The following is a 13,433-nucleotide window of genomic DNA, read 5'->3' as shown; positions in this document are numbered from 1 at the left end:
ACTGGCGGGGGAGCCACTGGCTTCCCCGCTATTTACTGCGACCCTGCTGAACGCGGTCGACATTCCCGAGCGCGATTGACGCGCCGTTAAGCGCAGGCGTGCCAGTGTAGCTGGCGATGCGCATCCTCCATGTTCTCGACCACGGGCTTCCGCTGCAAAGCGGCTATACCTTTCGCACGCGCGCGATCATCACCGCGCAGCAGGCGCGGGGATGGCACGTCGCGGCAGTGACGGGCGCGCGCTATCATCACGATGCGCCGTTGCGAGAGACGATCGACGGGATCGACTTCCATCGCACGCCGCGCGCGATGCGATTGCCGGGGCCGCTGGCGGAACTGGCGGAGATCGCGGCCTTCTCGCGGCGGATCGCGGCGGTCGCAAAGGTGTTCCGGCCCGATATCGTTCATGCCCATTCGCCCGTGCTCGACGCGCTGGCCGCGCTGCCGGTGGTGCGGCGGCTGAAGCTGCCGCTGCTGTATGAGATCCGCGCCTTCTGGGAGGATGCGGCGGTCGGCAATGGGACGGGGCGCGAGGGTTCGGCGCGGTATCGCGCGACGCGGGCGCTCGAAAGCTGGGCGGTGGCGCGGGCGGATGCGGTCGCGGTGATCTGCGAGGGGCTGAAGGGCGATCTGATCGCGCGCGGCGTGGCGGAGGACCGGATCATGGTTTCGCCCAATGGCGTCGACCTGGGGATGTTCGGCGATCCGCCGCCGCGTGACGATGCGCTGGCGACGTCGCTGGGGCTCGATGGCGAGGTGATCGGGTTCATCGGCAGCTTTTACGATTACGAGGGGCTCGACGATCTGATCGCGGCGATGCCGGCGCTGATCGAGCAGCGGGCGCGGGCGCATCTGGTGCTGGTGGGCGGCGGGCCGATGGAGGCGGCGTTGCGCGCGCAGGCGGCGGCTTCGCCCGCGGCGGACCGCATCCGGTTCGTCGGGCGCGTGCCGCATCACGAGGTGGAGCGCTATTACAGCCTGGTCGATGTGCTGGCCTATCCGCGCAAACGCATGCGGCTGACCGACCTCGTCACACCGCTGAAACCACTGGAAGCAATGGCGCAGGGGCGGCTGGTCGCGGCGTCGGACGTCGGCGGGCATCGCGAGCTGATTCGCGACGGCGAGACGGGGACGCTGTTCGCGGCCGACGATCCGGCGGCGATCGCGCGCGCGCTGGCGGGGCTGCTGGCGGATCGCGGCGGGTGGGACGCTCGGCGGCAGCGCGCGCGGGCCTTCGTGGAACGCGAGCGTAACTGGTCGTCAAATATTGCCCGTTATGAGCCGGTATACCAACGGCTTCTGGCCGGGGCGGGCAAGGGTGGAATATGGGCGCGGAACGAGGCGGTACGGACGTGAAGGCGCTGATGGAGCGCGGGTTGGTGGTACCGGCGGTCGTGCTCGGAGTGGGCGTGGTGGCCGCAACGTATGTGGCGGCGATGCCGCAGGCTGATCTCGACCTGTTGATGTGGCGGCTGTGGCTGCCGAAGGTGCTCGCCGCGGCGACGCCGCCGATTGGGGCGTTCGGGCGGACGCTGTTTGCGCTGCTAGTGCTGGCGCCATTCGTCGCGGTCGCGGGGGCGGCGTGGGTGTTTCGCACGCGGTTCGCGTGGCCGGCGGCACGCAAGCCGGTCGCCGTCGATGCGCCGACGATTCGCCGCGCTGATGCGCACCCCGACGCGGCACCGCGCCGGCCAATCCGCGCGAGCGAGGATCTGGGCGACCCGCTGCCGATCGTGACGATGCCGCGCGCGCGCCGGGTGCCCGAGCCCGAGCGGCCGCTGCCAGTCGATCTGGACCAACCGCTTGCCGCGTTCGATCCGATCGCAGTGCCCGATGTGCCGCGTGAGGCGGTGCGTGCAGTGGCGCCGCTTGCGCCGACGCCGGTGGTGATGGAGGCGGTGCTGCCGTTCCTGGCGATCGCGCCGGAGCCGGAGCCTGTGGTCGAGGTGGTGGAGCCCGTCGTAGAGGTGGTGGGGCGGGAACCCGAACCTGTGGTCCTAGCCTCCGATGCTGAGGTAGCGGCCGAGCCGGCCTGGCTTGTTGAAGTAGCGCCCGCGGCGGAGGCGGCGATTGCGTCGGAGCCTGAGCCTGAGCCTGAGCGCGCGGTGGCGGTGGCGGTGTCGCCGACGATCGATCTGTCTGGCGTCGGGCCTGCATCGGAGCATCACTTCGGTGCGATCGAGCGCCGGGATGCAGTTGCCGGCGGCTCGCTGCTGGGCCCCGGCCTTCGCCGGGGTGCGGAAGGGGCGGATGAGAGCGTGAGTGCCGCTGAGGTTGCCCCGGATGGAAGCCTTGCTAGCCTGCTCGACCGGTTGGAGCGTGGGGCGCGCAAGAAGAAGGTGCCCGCGGTGGTGGAGCCCGCGCCGGTGGCGAGCCTTGATGATACGTTGGTGATGCTGCGGCGGTTGGCAGCGGGTTAGGGTTCAAGCTCGTCATGCCGGGCTAGTCCCGGCATCCACGTCTCCCCGCTTCCAACGATTGGAGGATGCGCTGCACGGTGGATGCCGGGACTAGCCCGGCATGACGGTGTTTTCGCTTTCCACCGTCAGCGCTTCGATGCGGAAGTGTAGTAGTCCGCCGCATTCCTCGCGGGCGGTGATCGCCACATCGGCGACGAGGTGGCCGGGGAGGGGCAGGTCAGTGTCTCCGATCATGGCCAGCCATTTGCCGAGCGGGTAACCCGTCGGGGCTTGCGCGGCGAAGGCGTGGCGGGCGCCGGTGAAGGTGGCGCTGTGCCAGGGCGTTGCCTGTCCATCGGCAAGGTCTATCCTTGCGCCGGCGCGCGCGGCCGATGCGGCAAGCGCGCGACCGAGCAGGTCGGTCGGGCCGGGGCCGCGCATCATTGCGACTCCTGCAGCATGGCCTCGACACGCGCGCGGACGCCCGGCCCGGGCAGGCGCCCGCGGCGCATGTCGCCGACCAGCCGGGGATCGTTGACCGCGCGCCGCCCGAAGGTGGTGGGCGGGGTGCCGGTGCGGCGCAGGTAACGGTCGATCTCGACCAATAGGGACATGGCAGCCTCCGATTCGTTGTTCCTGATCTGTTCCGTCATGTTTTCCAACTTGTCTAGGAAAATTCCTAGAGGTAGGATGCGGCCATGCGAACGGTCGGCGAGACACTGGAAGCGCTGGCGGCGGCGCGCGGCGTGAGCCTGTCGGAACTGTCGCGGCTGCTCGGGCGCAATGTGGCGTATCTCCAGCAGTTCGTGCGGCGGGGCACGCCGCGGCGGCTCGACGAGCGCGATCGGGCGACGCTGGCGCAGTTCTTCGGGGTGGAGGAGGCGCTGCTCGGCGGCGCGGCGCGCGCAGCGGAGGTGGTGGTGCCGTATCTGTCGGTCGCGGCCTCGGCCGGGCGCGGGCGCGTGGCGGAGGACGAGCGGCTCGTGCGCGCGGAGCATTTCACCGCGCGAATGCTGCGCGAGGCGGGGGTGGCGCCGGGCGCGGCGTCGATCATCGATGCGGTGGGCGATTCGATGGCGCCGGGGATCTTGCCGGGCGACCGGCTGCTGGTGGACGGCGGCGACGTTTCGGGGGCGGGCGTGTGCGTGGTGCGGCGCGGGGAGGAATTGCTGGTGAAGCGGGTACGGCGCGAGGGAGAGGCGATCGTGCTGGTGAGCGACAATCCGGCGTATCCGCCGCTGGTGTGCGGAGCCGATGAGGTGGTGGTGATCGGGCGGGTGCGCCTGCTGTTACGGCGACCCTGATCGCCGGATCAGCGCCGGTCGAGCAGCCACACCGCGACGGCCAGCGCGACGCCGATGGCGAGCCCGACCATGAAGCCGATCGATGGTTCGCCCTTCATCACGCCGATGATCGTGCCCACGAGGAGCGAGGCGGCAAGGAGAAAGCCGCCGGCGTTGGCGGTGGGAGTCGCGGGGCGGTTCATGGCGGCGGCCCTTCGCACGTCGCGCGGGCTGGCGCCACTCTCGCGCGTTAACCTTCGCCATTCACGGGATTTATGCGACTGCGCGGTTACACGTTCAGCAGAGACGGACAGCGTCTCCCCAGCAAAAGGTCGCCCTTGTCGAAGCTCCCCTATCTCGCCAATCGCGGCGCGGTTGCCGATGCCGCGTCGCTGATGTCCACGCATGGTCCCGATGCCGCGTTCGAGGCTGCGCTGCGCGCGGATCGCAGCCGAAGCATCGGCAATTACATTCATTTCTGCCGCTGGCGACAAATCGAGCGGCTCGTGCGGCTGCTTGAGACCGATTACCCCCACGGAACGGTGCATTGATCGCATCGCGGCATTGCCGCCCGATCATGTCGCCCGTAGGGGCGACGAATGTACGGGCGAGACGCGTCGATCGGCGCGGCAAGTGTCATTGCGTTGCTCGCTGCGCTCCCCTCCGCGGCGCAAGAGGCCGCGCCCGTCGCTCAACAGACGCTCGACGCGTCGGCGCCGCTTGCGCCGCTGCCCGATATCGGGGTCGCCTGGCCTGAACTGACGCCCGAGCCGGTCAGCGCCGAGACGCGCAGCGCGACGATCGGCGAAACGCGCTACAGCTGGCGGATCGATGGGGTCGACGGGCTGGGATCGCCGTTGCTGCGCCAGCGCTTCGCCGAACTGTCGGTGCTCGACCAGAATGACGGCGACCCGGCCAATGCCGCGCAGATCGACCGGCGCGCGCGCGAGGATTCGGAGCTGCTCGCCACGCTGTTGCGCGGCGAGGGCTATTATGACGTGCGCGTGCAGACGCGGGTCGAGCCGGGCGACGCGAAGTTGCTGGTGGTGCTCGAGGTGGAGCCGGGACCGATCTACCGGCTGAACGACGTGACGATCGCCGGGGTCGCGGCGGCGGGGGACAAGGCGGAGGCGCTGCGCGGGGCGTTCGGCATCACGCCCGACCAGCCGGTCAACGCCGATACCATCGCGGAGGGCGAGGCGAAGCTGCGGGCCGAAGTGGGCGCGCAGGGCTTTCCCTTCGCGACGGTCGGCGATCCGGTGGTGACGATCGACCGCGAGGCGCGCACTGCGACGCTCGACGTGAGCGTCGATCCGGGGACGCCGCGGGTGTTCGGGCAGATCCGGACGAACGCGAACAATCGCGTCTTCGATGCCGAGCATGTGCAGGACATTGCGCGGTTCGAGCCGGGGAAGCCGTACTTCGCGCCGGCGCTCGACGATTTGCGGCGCGCGCTGATCCAGACCGGGCTGGTCTCGGTGGCCGAGGTGAAGCCGGTGCCGGGCACCACGCCCGAGACGGTGGATATCGACGTGCGGCTCGAGCCCGCGCCGCCGCGCACGATCGCGGGCGAGATCGGTTATGGGACCGGTGAGGGCGCAAGGGTCGAGGCGAGCTGGACGCATCGCAATCTGTTTCCGCCCGAGGGCGGCCTGACGGTGCGCGGTGTGCTGGGGACTCAGGAGCAGCTGGGGGCGGTGACGTTCCGCCGCAATAATTTCCGCGGGCGCGATCGCGTGCTGACAGCACAGATCGCGGTCACGCATCTTCAGCGCGATGCCTATGAGGCGAATACCTTTTCGCTGTCGGGCAGCCTCGAGCGGCAGACCAATATCTTCTTCCAGAAGGCGTGGACCTGGTCGCTAGGCGCCGAGCTGGTGGCGACCGACGAGCGCGACGTGATCGTTTCGACGGGGGCGCCCCGCGAGCGCATCTTCTTCATCGGCGCGCTGCCGAGCAGCCTGAGCTATGACGGGTCCGACGATCTGCTCAACCCGACGCGCGGGTTCCGGCTGAGCGGGCGGCTGAGCCCGGAAGTGTCGCTGCAGGGATCGGCATTCGGCTACGCGCGCACGCAAGTGGATGCGAGCGCATACAAGTCGGTCGGGCGCGTCGTGGTCGCCGGGCGGATGCGGCTCGGCACGATCGCGGGGGCGCCGCGTGACGCCATCGCACCGTCGCGGCGCTTCTACGCCGGCGGCGGCGCATCGGTGCGCGGCTATGGCTTCCAGTCGATCGGGCCGCGCGATCCGAACAATGATCCGATCGGCGGGCGCAGCCTCGCGGAATTCGCGATCGAGGCGCGGGTGAAGGCGTTCGGCAATTTCGGGATCGTGCCGTTCTTCGACGCGGGCAACATCTATACCAAGCCGCTGCCCGACTTTTCGGGGCTGCGCTACGGCGCGGGTGTCGGCGTGCGCTACTACAGCAATTTCGGGCCGATCCGCGTCGATGTCGGCACGCCGCTGAACCCGCAGCGAGGTGACTCTCGGATCGCGGTGTATGTGTCCTTAGGCCAAGCCTTCTGATGCGCTGGTTGCGCTGGCTGGTGGGCGCGCTGGTGGCGCTGGTCGCGATCATGGCCGCGAGTTTGTGGATCGTCGATACCGACGTCGGGCACCGCTGGGTGGCGGAGCGGATCAACGCCGTGCGGCCGGCGAATGGGCTGCGCTTCACCGTCGGGCGGATCGACGGGTCGCTTTATGGCCAAGCGGTGCTGCGCGACGTGCGGGTCAATGATCCCGAGGGGCTGGTGCTGGCGGCGCCGCGTGCGGAACTCGATTGGCGGCCGTTTGCCTGGCTGAACAATCGGCTCGACATCCGCTCGCTGCGCGTGCCGGTGGCGACACTGGCGAAATGGCCTAAGACGTTGCCGACCAAGCAAGGTCCGTTGCTGCCCGACTTCGACATTGCGATCGGGCGGCTCTCGGTCGAGCGGCTGATGGTGGCGCGTCGCGTGACCGGGGTAGCGCGGTACGGGCGGCTGAGCGGGCGGGCGGATATTCGCGACGGGCGGGCGATGGTCGAGCTGGATGCCGTCGTCGAGGGCAGCGATCGGCTGGCGCTGAAGATCGATGCTGCGCCGGATCGCAATCGGTTCGACATCGACGTGCGCGCGCGCGGCACCGCGACTGGCGTGCTGGCACGGATGGCGGGCGTGCGGCGGCCGCTCGCGGTGGAGGTGAGCGGCGTCGGGCGCTGGGCCGCGTGGCAGGGTCGCGCGGTAGCGGTGGTGGGCGGCGCGCGGGTCGCCGAGCTGGCGCTCGGCAATCGTGCGGGCGCCTATACGCTGACCGGCGCGGTGGTGCCGGCAAGCCTGACCAAGGGCAGGGTGCAGCGGCTGACGGGCCCACGCGTGCTGGTGAACGGCGCGGCGACGCTGGTCGACCGGCGGCTCGACGGCACGCTGTCGCTGCGTTCGGCGGCGCTGGCGGTGGAGGCGACGGGGATCGCGGACCTGGCGACGAGCGCATGGCGTAACCTGCGGGTACGGGCGCGGTTGTTGCGGCCGCCCGCGCTGTTTTTGAACATGACGGGTCGCGATGTTGAACTGCGCGCGGTGCTCGACGGGCCGTTTGCGACCGCGTCCTTCGATTATCGCATCACCGCGGCGCGGTTCGCTTTCGATCAGACCGGGTTCGAGAATGCGCGGGCGGCTGGCAAGGGGCGGCTGTCGAAATCGCCGGTGACGCTGCCGGTGCGATTTACTGCGGCGCGCGTGACGGGCGTGGGAGATGTAGCGGGGGGCATCCTGCGCAACCTGTCGGTCGACGGCGTGCTGCGCTTGACGCCGATGATGATCACCGGGGACGATCTTCGGCTGCGGTCGGACAAATTGACCGGGCGGATCGGGCTGGTGCTCGATCTGCGCACGGGGGAATATCAGGTCGGGCTGAACGGCGCGCTGGGGCGGTATCTGATCCCGGGGCTCGGCGTGGTCGATGTGACCTCGCGGCTACAGGTCGTGCCGGGTCCAGGGCGGCGCGGCACGCGGGTGGTCGGGACCGGCACGGCGCAGATGGTGCGGCTCGACAATGCGTTCTTCCGCAGCCTCGCTGGGGGACTGCCGCGGATCGTGACCGGGCTGGAGCGGACGCCGGATGGGATCCTGCACTTCCGCAATCTAGTGCTGACCGGGCCGTCGATCCGGCTGAAGGGTAATGGCTATCGCCGGCGGGACGGGACGTTCCATTTCGAGGGGAGCGGGCGGCAGGCGAGTTACGGCCCGCTGACGCTGAAGCTCGACGGGCGGATCGACCGGCCGACGCTCGACCTGCTGTTCGAGCGGCCGAACGAGGCGATGGGGTTGCGGGCGGTGCGGGCGCATCTCGATCCGTCCGCGAATGGCTTTGCATTCACCGCTGCTGGCGGCTCGCGGCTCGGGCCGTTCGAGGGGACGGGCGAGATTCTGCTGCCGCGCGGAGGCGAGGCGCGGATCGCGATTGCGCGGCTCGACGTGAGCGGGACGCAGGCGGCGGGGACGCTCGATATCGTCGAGGGCGGGTTCGCGGGGCGGCTGGCGGTCGCCGGGGGCGGGATCGACGGCGAGGTGCTGCTGCGGCCGGTGGGCGATGTGCAGCGGATCGAGACGCGGCTGGCGTTGCGCGCGGCACGGCTGGCGGATGCGGTGACGTTGCGCAGCGGGCGGCTCGATCTGGTCGCGCTGCTCGATCCGGCGGGGACGTCGATCGAGGCGACGTTTACCGGCGTCGGGCTGCGGCGTGGTGCGCTGAGCCTCGCGCGGTTCGCGGCCAATGCAAAGCTCCGTGATGGCGTGGGGCAAGTGCGCGCGTCGATCGCCGGATCGCGCGGGCGAGCGTTCGATATCCAAAGCGTGATCGACGTGACCGCCGACAGTTATCGCATCGTTGCGCAGGGGACGGTCGATCGCCGGCCGCTGCGGCTGGAGACGCCGGCGGTGCTGACGCGCGACGGTGAGGCATGGCGGTTGGCGGCGACGCGGCTGATGTTCGCGGGGGGCAATGCGACGGTTTCGGGACGGTTCGCGCCCGACGGCAATGCGATCGACGCGACGCTGGCGAAGATGCCGCTGGCGGTGCTCGACATCGGCTATCCGGGGCTGGGGCTCGGCGGGAGCGCGTCGGGCAGGCTGACCTATGCGAGCGGCGCGGGCGGGGCGCCGACCGGGCGGATCGACATGACGGTGCGTGGCCTCACGCGATCGGGGCTGCTGCTGTCGTCCGCGCCGATCGACATGGGGGTGGCGGGCGTGCTGACCGCCGATCGTGCAGGGCTGCGCGCGGTGGTCGCTTCGGGCGGCAAGACGATCGGGCGCGGGCAGGCGCAGCTGCGGCTCGGCGGTGGCGATCTGGCGGCGCGGCTGGCGGGGGCGGGGGTGTTCGCGCAGCTGCGCTACGACGGACCGGCGGATACGCTGTGGCGGCTGAGCCGGGTCGAACTGTTCGACCTGTCGGGGCCAGTATCGATCGCCGCCGACGTGAGCGGAACGGTCGCGAACCCGGTAATTCGCGGCGCGGTGCAGGCGAAGGGCGCACGGATCGAGAGCGCGACGACGGGGACGGTGCTGAGCAACGTGCAGGCCGCCGGGCGGTTCGCAGGTTCGCGGCTGGCGATCGGGCAGTTCACCGCCGATGCGGGACGCGGCGGGCGGGTGAGTGGCGCGGGGCGGTTCGACTTCGCGGCGGCGGGCGGCATCGGGCTGGACCTGACGCTGAACGCCGACAAGGCGGCGATGATCAACCGCGACGATATCGCGGCGACGGTGACCGGGCCGCTGCGGTTCCAGTCGAACGGGCGGGGCGGGACGATCTCGGGGGCGGTACGGCTCGATCGCAGCCGCTATCGGCTGGGGCAGGCGAGCGCGACGAGTGCGGTGCCGCGGCTGGTCGTGCGCGAGATCAATGCGCCCGATGGCGGAGACGATGCCTTCACGCCGCCTGCGCCGTGGCGGCTCGACATCCGTGCGCGGGCGGCGGACCAGCTGCTGGTGACCGGGTTGGGGCTGACGAGCGAATGGTCTGCCGATCTGACGATCGGCGGCGCGCCGGACAATCCGGCGATCACTGGCCGCGCCGATCTGATCCGCGGCGATTACGAGTTCGCCGGGCGCGAGTTCCAGTTGGAACGCGGCGTCATCAGGTTCGCGGGCGAGACGCCGGCCAATCCGGCACTCGACATCGAGGCGAATGCGGATTCGACCGGGCTGAGCGCTTCGATCCGCGTGACTGGGGTGGCGCTGAAGCCGGAGATCACCTTTTCTAGCGTGCCCGCGCTGCCACAGGACGAGCTGTTGTCGCGGCTGCTGTTCGGGACGTCGATCACCAATCTGTCGGCGCCCGAGGCGCTGCAGCTCGCCGCGGCGGTGGCGGCGCTGCGCGACGGCAATGGCGGGCTGAACCCGATCAACGCGGTGCGGCGTGCGGCGGGGCTGGATCGGCTGCGCATCCTGCCGGCCGATCCGCAGACCGGGCAGGGCACGTCGATCGCGGCAGGAAAATATGTGTCGCGGCGGCTGTATGCCGAGATCGTGACCGACGGGCAGGGCTATTCGGCGACGCGCGTGGAGTTTCAAGTGACACGGTGGCTATCGTTGCTGTCGAGTATCTCGACGCTGGGGCGGCAGAGCGCGAACGTGCGGATTTCACGGGATTATTGAGGTGGACTTCGTCGTCATGCCGGGCTTGTCCCAGGCATCCACCCCTCGGCACGCCTCAAGCCTCCGGATTTGCTGCACCGTGGATGCCGGAACAAGCCCGGCATGACGGCAGATCAGCCGGACCCCGGCTCAAGGCCGGGGTCATGGCGTCAAAGCGCGCGGCTCATCATCAGGGTCGGGGTGATGTCGGTGAAGTTGGGGACGTCGGCTTGCAGCTCGCCGTTGCGCGGGTTGGCCATCGCTTGGCCGAGCGCTTCTGGTGACGCGAAGTGGAAGTGGGCGATGAGCGCGTACGGGACAGGGTCCGCGTTGGGGGACTGGCCCGCGATCAGCTCGATCCGGTCGGGGTTCCATAATTCCTGCGCCAGTGCCGCGTGGGTGGCCTTGTAGTAATCGGCGTCGAACCGGGCACCGTCGTGGTTCGGATAGATCACGCTGACGATCATTCTTGCTCTCCTAAATACAAAACGGGCGCCCGTTTCGGGGCGCCCGCTCAGTTCATTGGGTCAGGCGGGTTCGCCGACGATCGTCTTCACTTCCATGAAATCGGTCAGGCCCCACTTGCCGCCCTCGCGGCCGTTGCCGGAGGATTTATAGCCGCCGAACGGCGTCGCGCCGTTGGGGCCCCAGGCGTTGATCGTGACGAGGCCGGCGCGCAGCTTGCCGGCGATCTTCGACGCTTCGGCAGGATCACCCGAGATCGTCGCCGACAGGCCGTATTCGGTGTCATTGGCCATCTCGATCGCCTGATCGCTATCCTCGTAGGTGCTGATCGTCGCGACCGGGCCGAAGGTCTCTTCGCGATAGATGCGCATTTCGGGGGTCACGTCGGCAAGCACGGTCGGCTTGATGTAATAGCCGGCGTTGCGGCCATCCGGGCGACCCACGCCGCCCGTTACGAGGCGGGCGCCTTCGTCGAGCGCCGACTGGATCAGCGTCTGGATCTTGTCGAACTGCGCCTTGTTGACGACCGGACCGATATGCGCGCCCTGCTTTTCCGGGCTGTCGATCGTGGTGGCTTCCATGATCGCCTTAACGACCTCTTCGGCCTCGCTCACCTGGCTCTTGTGGACGAGCAGGCGGGTCGGCGCGATGCAGCTCTGGCCGGTGTTGGCGATGACGCCGGCGAGCGTCGGAGGCAGCACTTCACCAAGCTTTGCGCCCTGGAGCACGACGTTCGGGGCTTTGCCACCAAGTTCCTGGTGGACGCGCTTGACGGTCGCGGCGGCCGCGGTGGCGACGGCGATGCCGGCGCGGGTCGAGCCGGTGAAGCTGACCATGTCGACGTCCTTGTGGCTCGACAGCGCTGCGCCGACCGTGGGGCCGTCACCGTTGACAAGGTTGAAGACGCCTGCGGGCACGCCGGCTTCCTCGAGGATCTCGGCGAGGATCATGGCGTTCGTCGGCGCTTCTTCCGACGGTTTGAGGATCATCGTGTTGCCGGCGGCCAGTGCGGGCGCGACCTTTGCGCAGATCTGGTTGAGCGGCCAGTTCCATGGGGTGATCATCGCGACGACGCCGATTGGCTCATGGACGACGCGCGCGCCCTTCGCGGCGGCTTCGGAGAAGCTGAATTCCTTGAGTGCGGCGAGCGTGCCCATGAAGTGGCCGAGCCCGGCGGGTGCCTGTGCCATGCTGGCGAAGGAGATGGGGGCGCCCATTTCGCGGCTGGTGGCGGCGGCGAGATCGGGGATACGTGCCTTGTAGCCGGCGATGATCTTTTCGAGGATCGCGGCGCGCTCATCGACGGTGGTCTGCGACCAGGTCTTGAACGCCTTCTTGGCGGCGGCGACGGCTTTGTCGACGTCGGCGGTCGAGCCGAGCGTGATTTCAGTCGTCGCTTGCTCGGTCGACGGATCGATCACTTCGTGACGAGTGCCGCCCTCGCTCTCGACCCACGCGCCATCGATATACTGTTTCAGGTAGCTATGCATATTATGCCTCTCCGTCTTGGATTCGACGTTTCGGTATGCACATGAGACCGACTTAAGTCGGTTGCAACAGGAAACGCGATACGCTGCCGCCGTGCCGCGACGGGACAGAAGGCAACGGCGTCAACCCGTGGCCGAACCGATCCACCGCCGTTAACCGCGAATGATGCTTCCGCCGGCTTCGCGCGCGCGCCAGGAGGGCGGGGAAAGGACCTGTTCCATGCGTTTTTCTCCCGTCCTCCTCGCAGCACTGCTTGCGGCGCCGGCCGCCAGCCAGCAGGCACGCGCGCCCTTCACCGTGCAGGAAACGGGCGAAGGCTATGCCACGCTTGACGATGCGCTGATGCAGAACCGCGGCAAGGATTTCACCGTCCTGATCGCGCCGGGTGTCTACAGCGAATGCGCCGTGCAGCAGGCCGGGCGGGTGACGTTCAAGGCAATCGAACCAGGCGCCGCGATCTTCGAGGGGGCGTGTGAGGGCAAGGCGGCGCTCGTGCTGCGCGGCGGCGGATCGGTGGTCGACGGCCTTGTCTTCCGCAATATCCGCGTGCCGGATGGCAATGGCGCAGGGATCCGGATCGAGATCGGCGACCTCGTGGTGCGCAATTCGATGTTCCTCGACAGTCAGGAGGGCATCCTCGGCGGCACTGAAGAGGCGGCGAACGTGACGATCGACCGCTCGACCTTCTCGGGGCTGGGCCAGTGCCACGAGACCGAGGATTGCGCGCATTCGGTGTATCTCGGCAGCCGCGGGAGCGTGACGATCACCAATTCGCGCTTCGAGCGCGGGCAGGGCGGGCATTATGTGAAGCTGCGCGTGCCCAAGGTGACGATCAGCGACAACAGCTTCGACGATACCGCGGGCAATCGCACCAACTACATGATCGACCTGCCCGAAGGCGCGACCGGGGAGATTGCGCGCAACACCTTCGTGCAAGGGACGCGCAAGGAGAATTGGAGCGGGATGATCGTGGTTGCGGCGGAACAGCGCAAGTTTCGCTCCGCCGGGCTGAGCGTCCACGACAATGTCGCGACGCTGGCGCCGGGGCAGGCGAAAAGCCCCGCGTTTCTGGCGAACGTGAGCGGCGAGCGGCTGGTGCAGGGGACGAACAAGCTCGGCGCCGGCGTGCGGGCGTACGAGACGCGAGAGCCTTGAGGCAAAAGCCAAATATGTGATCTTTCGA

At 69.0% G+C, this 13,433-nt stretch carries 12 protein-coding genes; 7 read left to right on the top strand and 5 right to left on the bottom strand.

Features of this window, described 5'->3' with window-relative positions; translation table 11 throughout:
- Positions 1-116: 116 nt before the first annotated feature.
- A complete protein-coding gene (locus LLW23_RS03870) occupies positions 117-1,355 on the top strand; it encodes a TIGR04063 family PEP-CTERM/XrtA system glycosyltransferase (protein WP_228947465.1) in 1,239 nt (412 codons plus the stop codon).
- Entirely contained in the window at positions 1,325-2,419 is a 1,095-nt protein-coding gene (locus tag LLW23_RS03865) for a hypothetical protein (RefSeq protein ID WP_228947464.1), read from the top strand. The genes LLW23_RS03870 and LLW23_RS03865 overlap by 31 nt, the downstream gene beginning before the upstream one ends.
- Positions 2,420-2,509: 90 nt before the next feature.
- Here LLW23_RS03865 and LLW23_RS03860 read toward each other — a convergent pair whose 3' ends face one another.
- Positions 2,510-2,842: a hypothetical protein gene (locus LLW23_RS03860; RefSeq protein WP_228947463.1), complete on the bottom strand. Its 333-nt coding sequence runs from the start codon at positions 2,840-2,842 to the stop codon at positions 2,510-2,512.
- Positions 2,839-3,012, bottom strand: a complete 174-nt coding sequence (locus LLW23_RS03855; protein ID WP_228947462.1) for a hypothetical protein — start codon at positions 3,010-3,012, stop codon at positions 2,839-2,841. Before LLW23_RS03855 ends, LLW23_RS03860 begins: the two co-directional genes overlap by 4 nt.
- Before the next feature lie 84 nt (positions 3,013-3,096).
- Between LLW23_RS03855 and LLW23_RS03850 the strand changes: the two genes are divergently transcribed.
- A complete protein-coding gene (locus LLW23_RS03850; protein WP_228947461.1) occupies positions 3,097-3,702 on the top strand; it encodes a S24 family peptidase in 606 nt (201 codons plus the stop codon).
- An 8-nt stretch (positions 3,703-3,710) separates the two neighbouring features.
- On the opposite strand, the gene LLW23_RS03845 is transcribed toward LLW23_RS03850, so the two are convergent.
- Positions 3,711-3,884, bottom strand: coding sequence for a hypothetical protein (locus LLW23_RS03845; protein WP_228947460.1), 174 nt, complete (start codon positions 3,882-3,884; stop codon positions 3,711-3,713).
- A 135-nt stretch (positions 3,885-4,019) separates the two neighbouring features.
- Here LLW23_RS03845 and LLW23_RS03840 point away from each other — a divergent pair, with 135 nt between their 5' ends.
- From LLW23_RS03840 to LLW23_RS03830, 3 genes are read left to right on the top strand one after another with little or no spacing between them, the layout of a single operon-like run.
- Complete coding sequence (locus LLW23_RS03840; protein WP_228947459.1) at positions 4,020-4,232, top strand: hypothetical protein; 213 nt, start codon at positions 4,020-4,022, stop codon at positions 4,230-4,232.
- 48 nt (positions 4,233-4,280) lie between these two features.
- Entirely contained in the window at positions 4,281-6,209 is a 1,929-nt protein-coding gene (locus tag LLW23_RS03835) for an autotransporter assembly complex protein TamA (RefSeq protein WP_228947457.1), read from the top strand.
- Positions 6,209-10,318: a translocation/assembly module TamB domain-containing protein gene (locus tag LLW23_RS03830; protein ID WP_228947455.1), complete on the top strand. Its 4,110-nt coding sequence runs from the start codon at positions 6,209-6,211 to the stop codon at positions 10,316-10,318. The genes LLW23_RS03835 and LLW23_RS03830 overlap by 1 nt, the downstream gene beginning before the upstream one ends.
- Before the next feature lie 149 nt (positions 10,319-10,467).
- Here the strand turns inward: LLW23_RS03830 and LLW23_RS03825 are convergent, their stop codons facing one another.
- Positions 10,468-10,764 carry an EthD family reductase gene (locus LLW23_RS03825; protein WP_228947454.1) on the bottom strand — a complete coding sequence of 99 codons (297 nt, stop codon included), beginning with the start codon at positions 10,762-10,764 and terminating at the stop codon, positions 10,468-10,470.
- 60 nt (positions 10,765-10,824) lie between these two features.
- On the bottom strand, positions 10,825-12,252 hold the full coding sequence (locus LLW23_RS03820; protein WP_228947453.1) for an aldehyde dehydrogenase family protein: 1,428 nt from the start codon (positions 12,250-12,252) through the stop codon (positions 10,825-10,827).
- A 217-nt stretch (positions 12,253-12,469) separates the two neighbouring features.
- On the opposite strand from LLW23_RS03820, the gene LLW23_RS03815 reads away from it, so the two are divergent.
- A complete protein-coding gene (locus tag LLW23_RS03815) occupies positions 12,470-13,405 on the top strand; it encodes a right-handed parallel beta-helix repeat-containing protein (RefSeq protein ID WP_228947452.1) in 936 nt (311 codons plus the stop codon).
- The last annotated feature ends 28 nt before the right edge of the window (positions 13,406-13,433 follow it).

The sequence above is a fragment of the Sphingomonas radiodurans genome (assembly GCF_020866845.1).
Lineage (GTDB): Bacteria > Pseudomonadota > Alphaproteobacteria > Sphingomonadales > Sphingomonadaceae > Sphingomonas > Sphingomonas radiodurans.
This window is presented reverse-complemented; position numbering and strand designations above follow the sequence as displayed.

Coding starts and splice junctions, on each gene's coding strand:
- LLW23_RS03870 (WP_228947465.1), top strand. CDS start 117: ATGCGCATCCTCCATGTTCTCGACCACGGGCTTCCGCTGCAAAGCGGC.
- LLW23_RS03865 (WP_228947464.1), top strand. CDS start 1,325: ATGGGCGCGGAACGAGGCGGTACGGACGTGAAGGCGCTGATGGAGCGC.
- LLW23_RS03860 (WP_228947463.1), bottom strand. CDS start 2,842: ATGATGCGCGGCCCCGGCCCGACCGACCTGCTCGGTCGCGCGCTTGCC.
- LLW23_RS03855 (WP_228947462.1), bottom strand. CDS start 3,012: ATGTCCCTATTGGTCGAGATCGACCGTTACCTGCGCCGCACCGGCACC.
- LLW23_RS03850 (WP_228947461.1), top strand. CDS start 3,097: ATGCGAACGGTCGGCGAGACACTGGAAGCGCTGGCGGCGGCGCGCGGC.
- LLW23_RS03845 (WP_228947460.1), bottom strand. CDS start 3,884: ATGAACCGCCCCGCGACTCCCACCGCCAACGCCGGCGGCTTTCTCCTT.
- LLW23_RS03835 (WP_228947457.1), top strand. CDS start 4,281: ATGTACGGGCGAGACGCGTCGATCGGCGCGGCAAGTGTCATTGCGTTG.
- LLW23_RS03830 (WP_228947455.1), top strand. CDS start 6,209: ATGCGCTGGTTGCGCTGGCTGGTGGGCGCGCTGGTGGCGCTGGTCGCG.
- LLW23_RS03825 (WP_228947454.1), bottom strand. CDS start 10,764: ATGATCGTCAGCGTGATCTATCCGAACCACGACGGTGCCCGGTTCGAC.
- LLW23_RS03820 (WP_228947453.1), bottom strand. CDS start 12,252: ATGCATAGCTACCTGAAACAGTATATCGATGGCGCGTGGGTCGAGAGC.
- LLW23_RS03815 (WP_228947452.1), top strand. CDS start 12,470: ATGCGTTTTTCTCCCGTCCTCCTCGCAGCACTGCTTGCGGCGCCGGCC.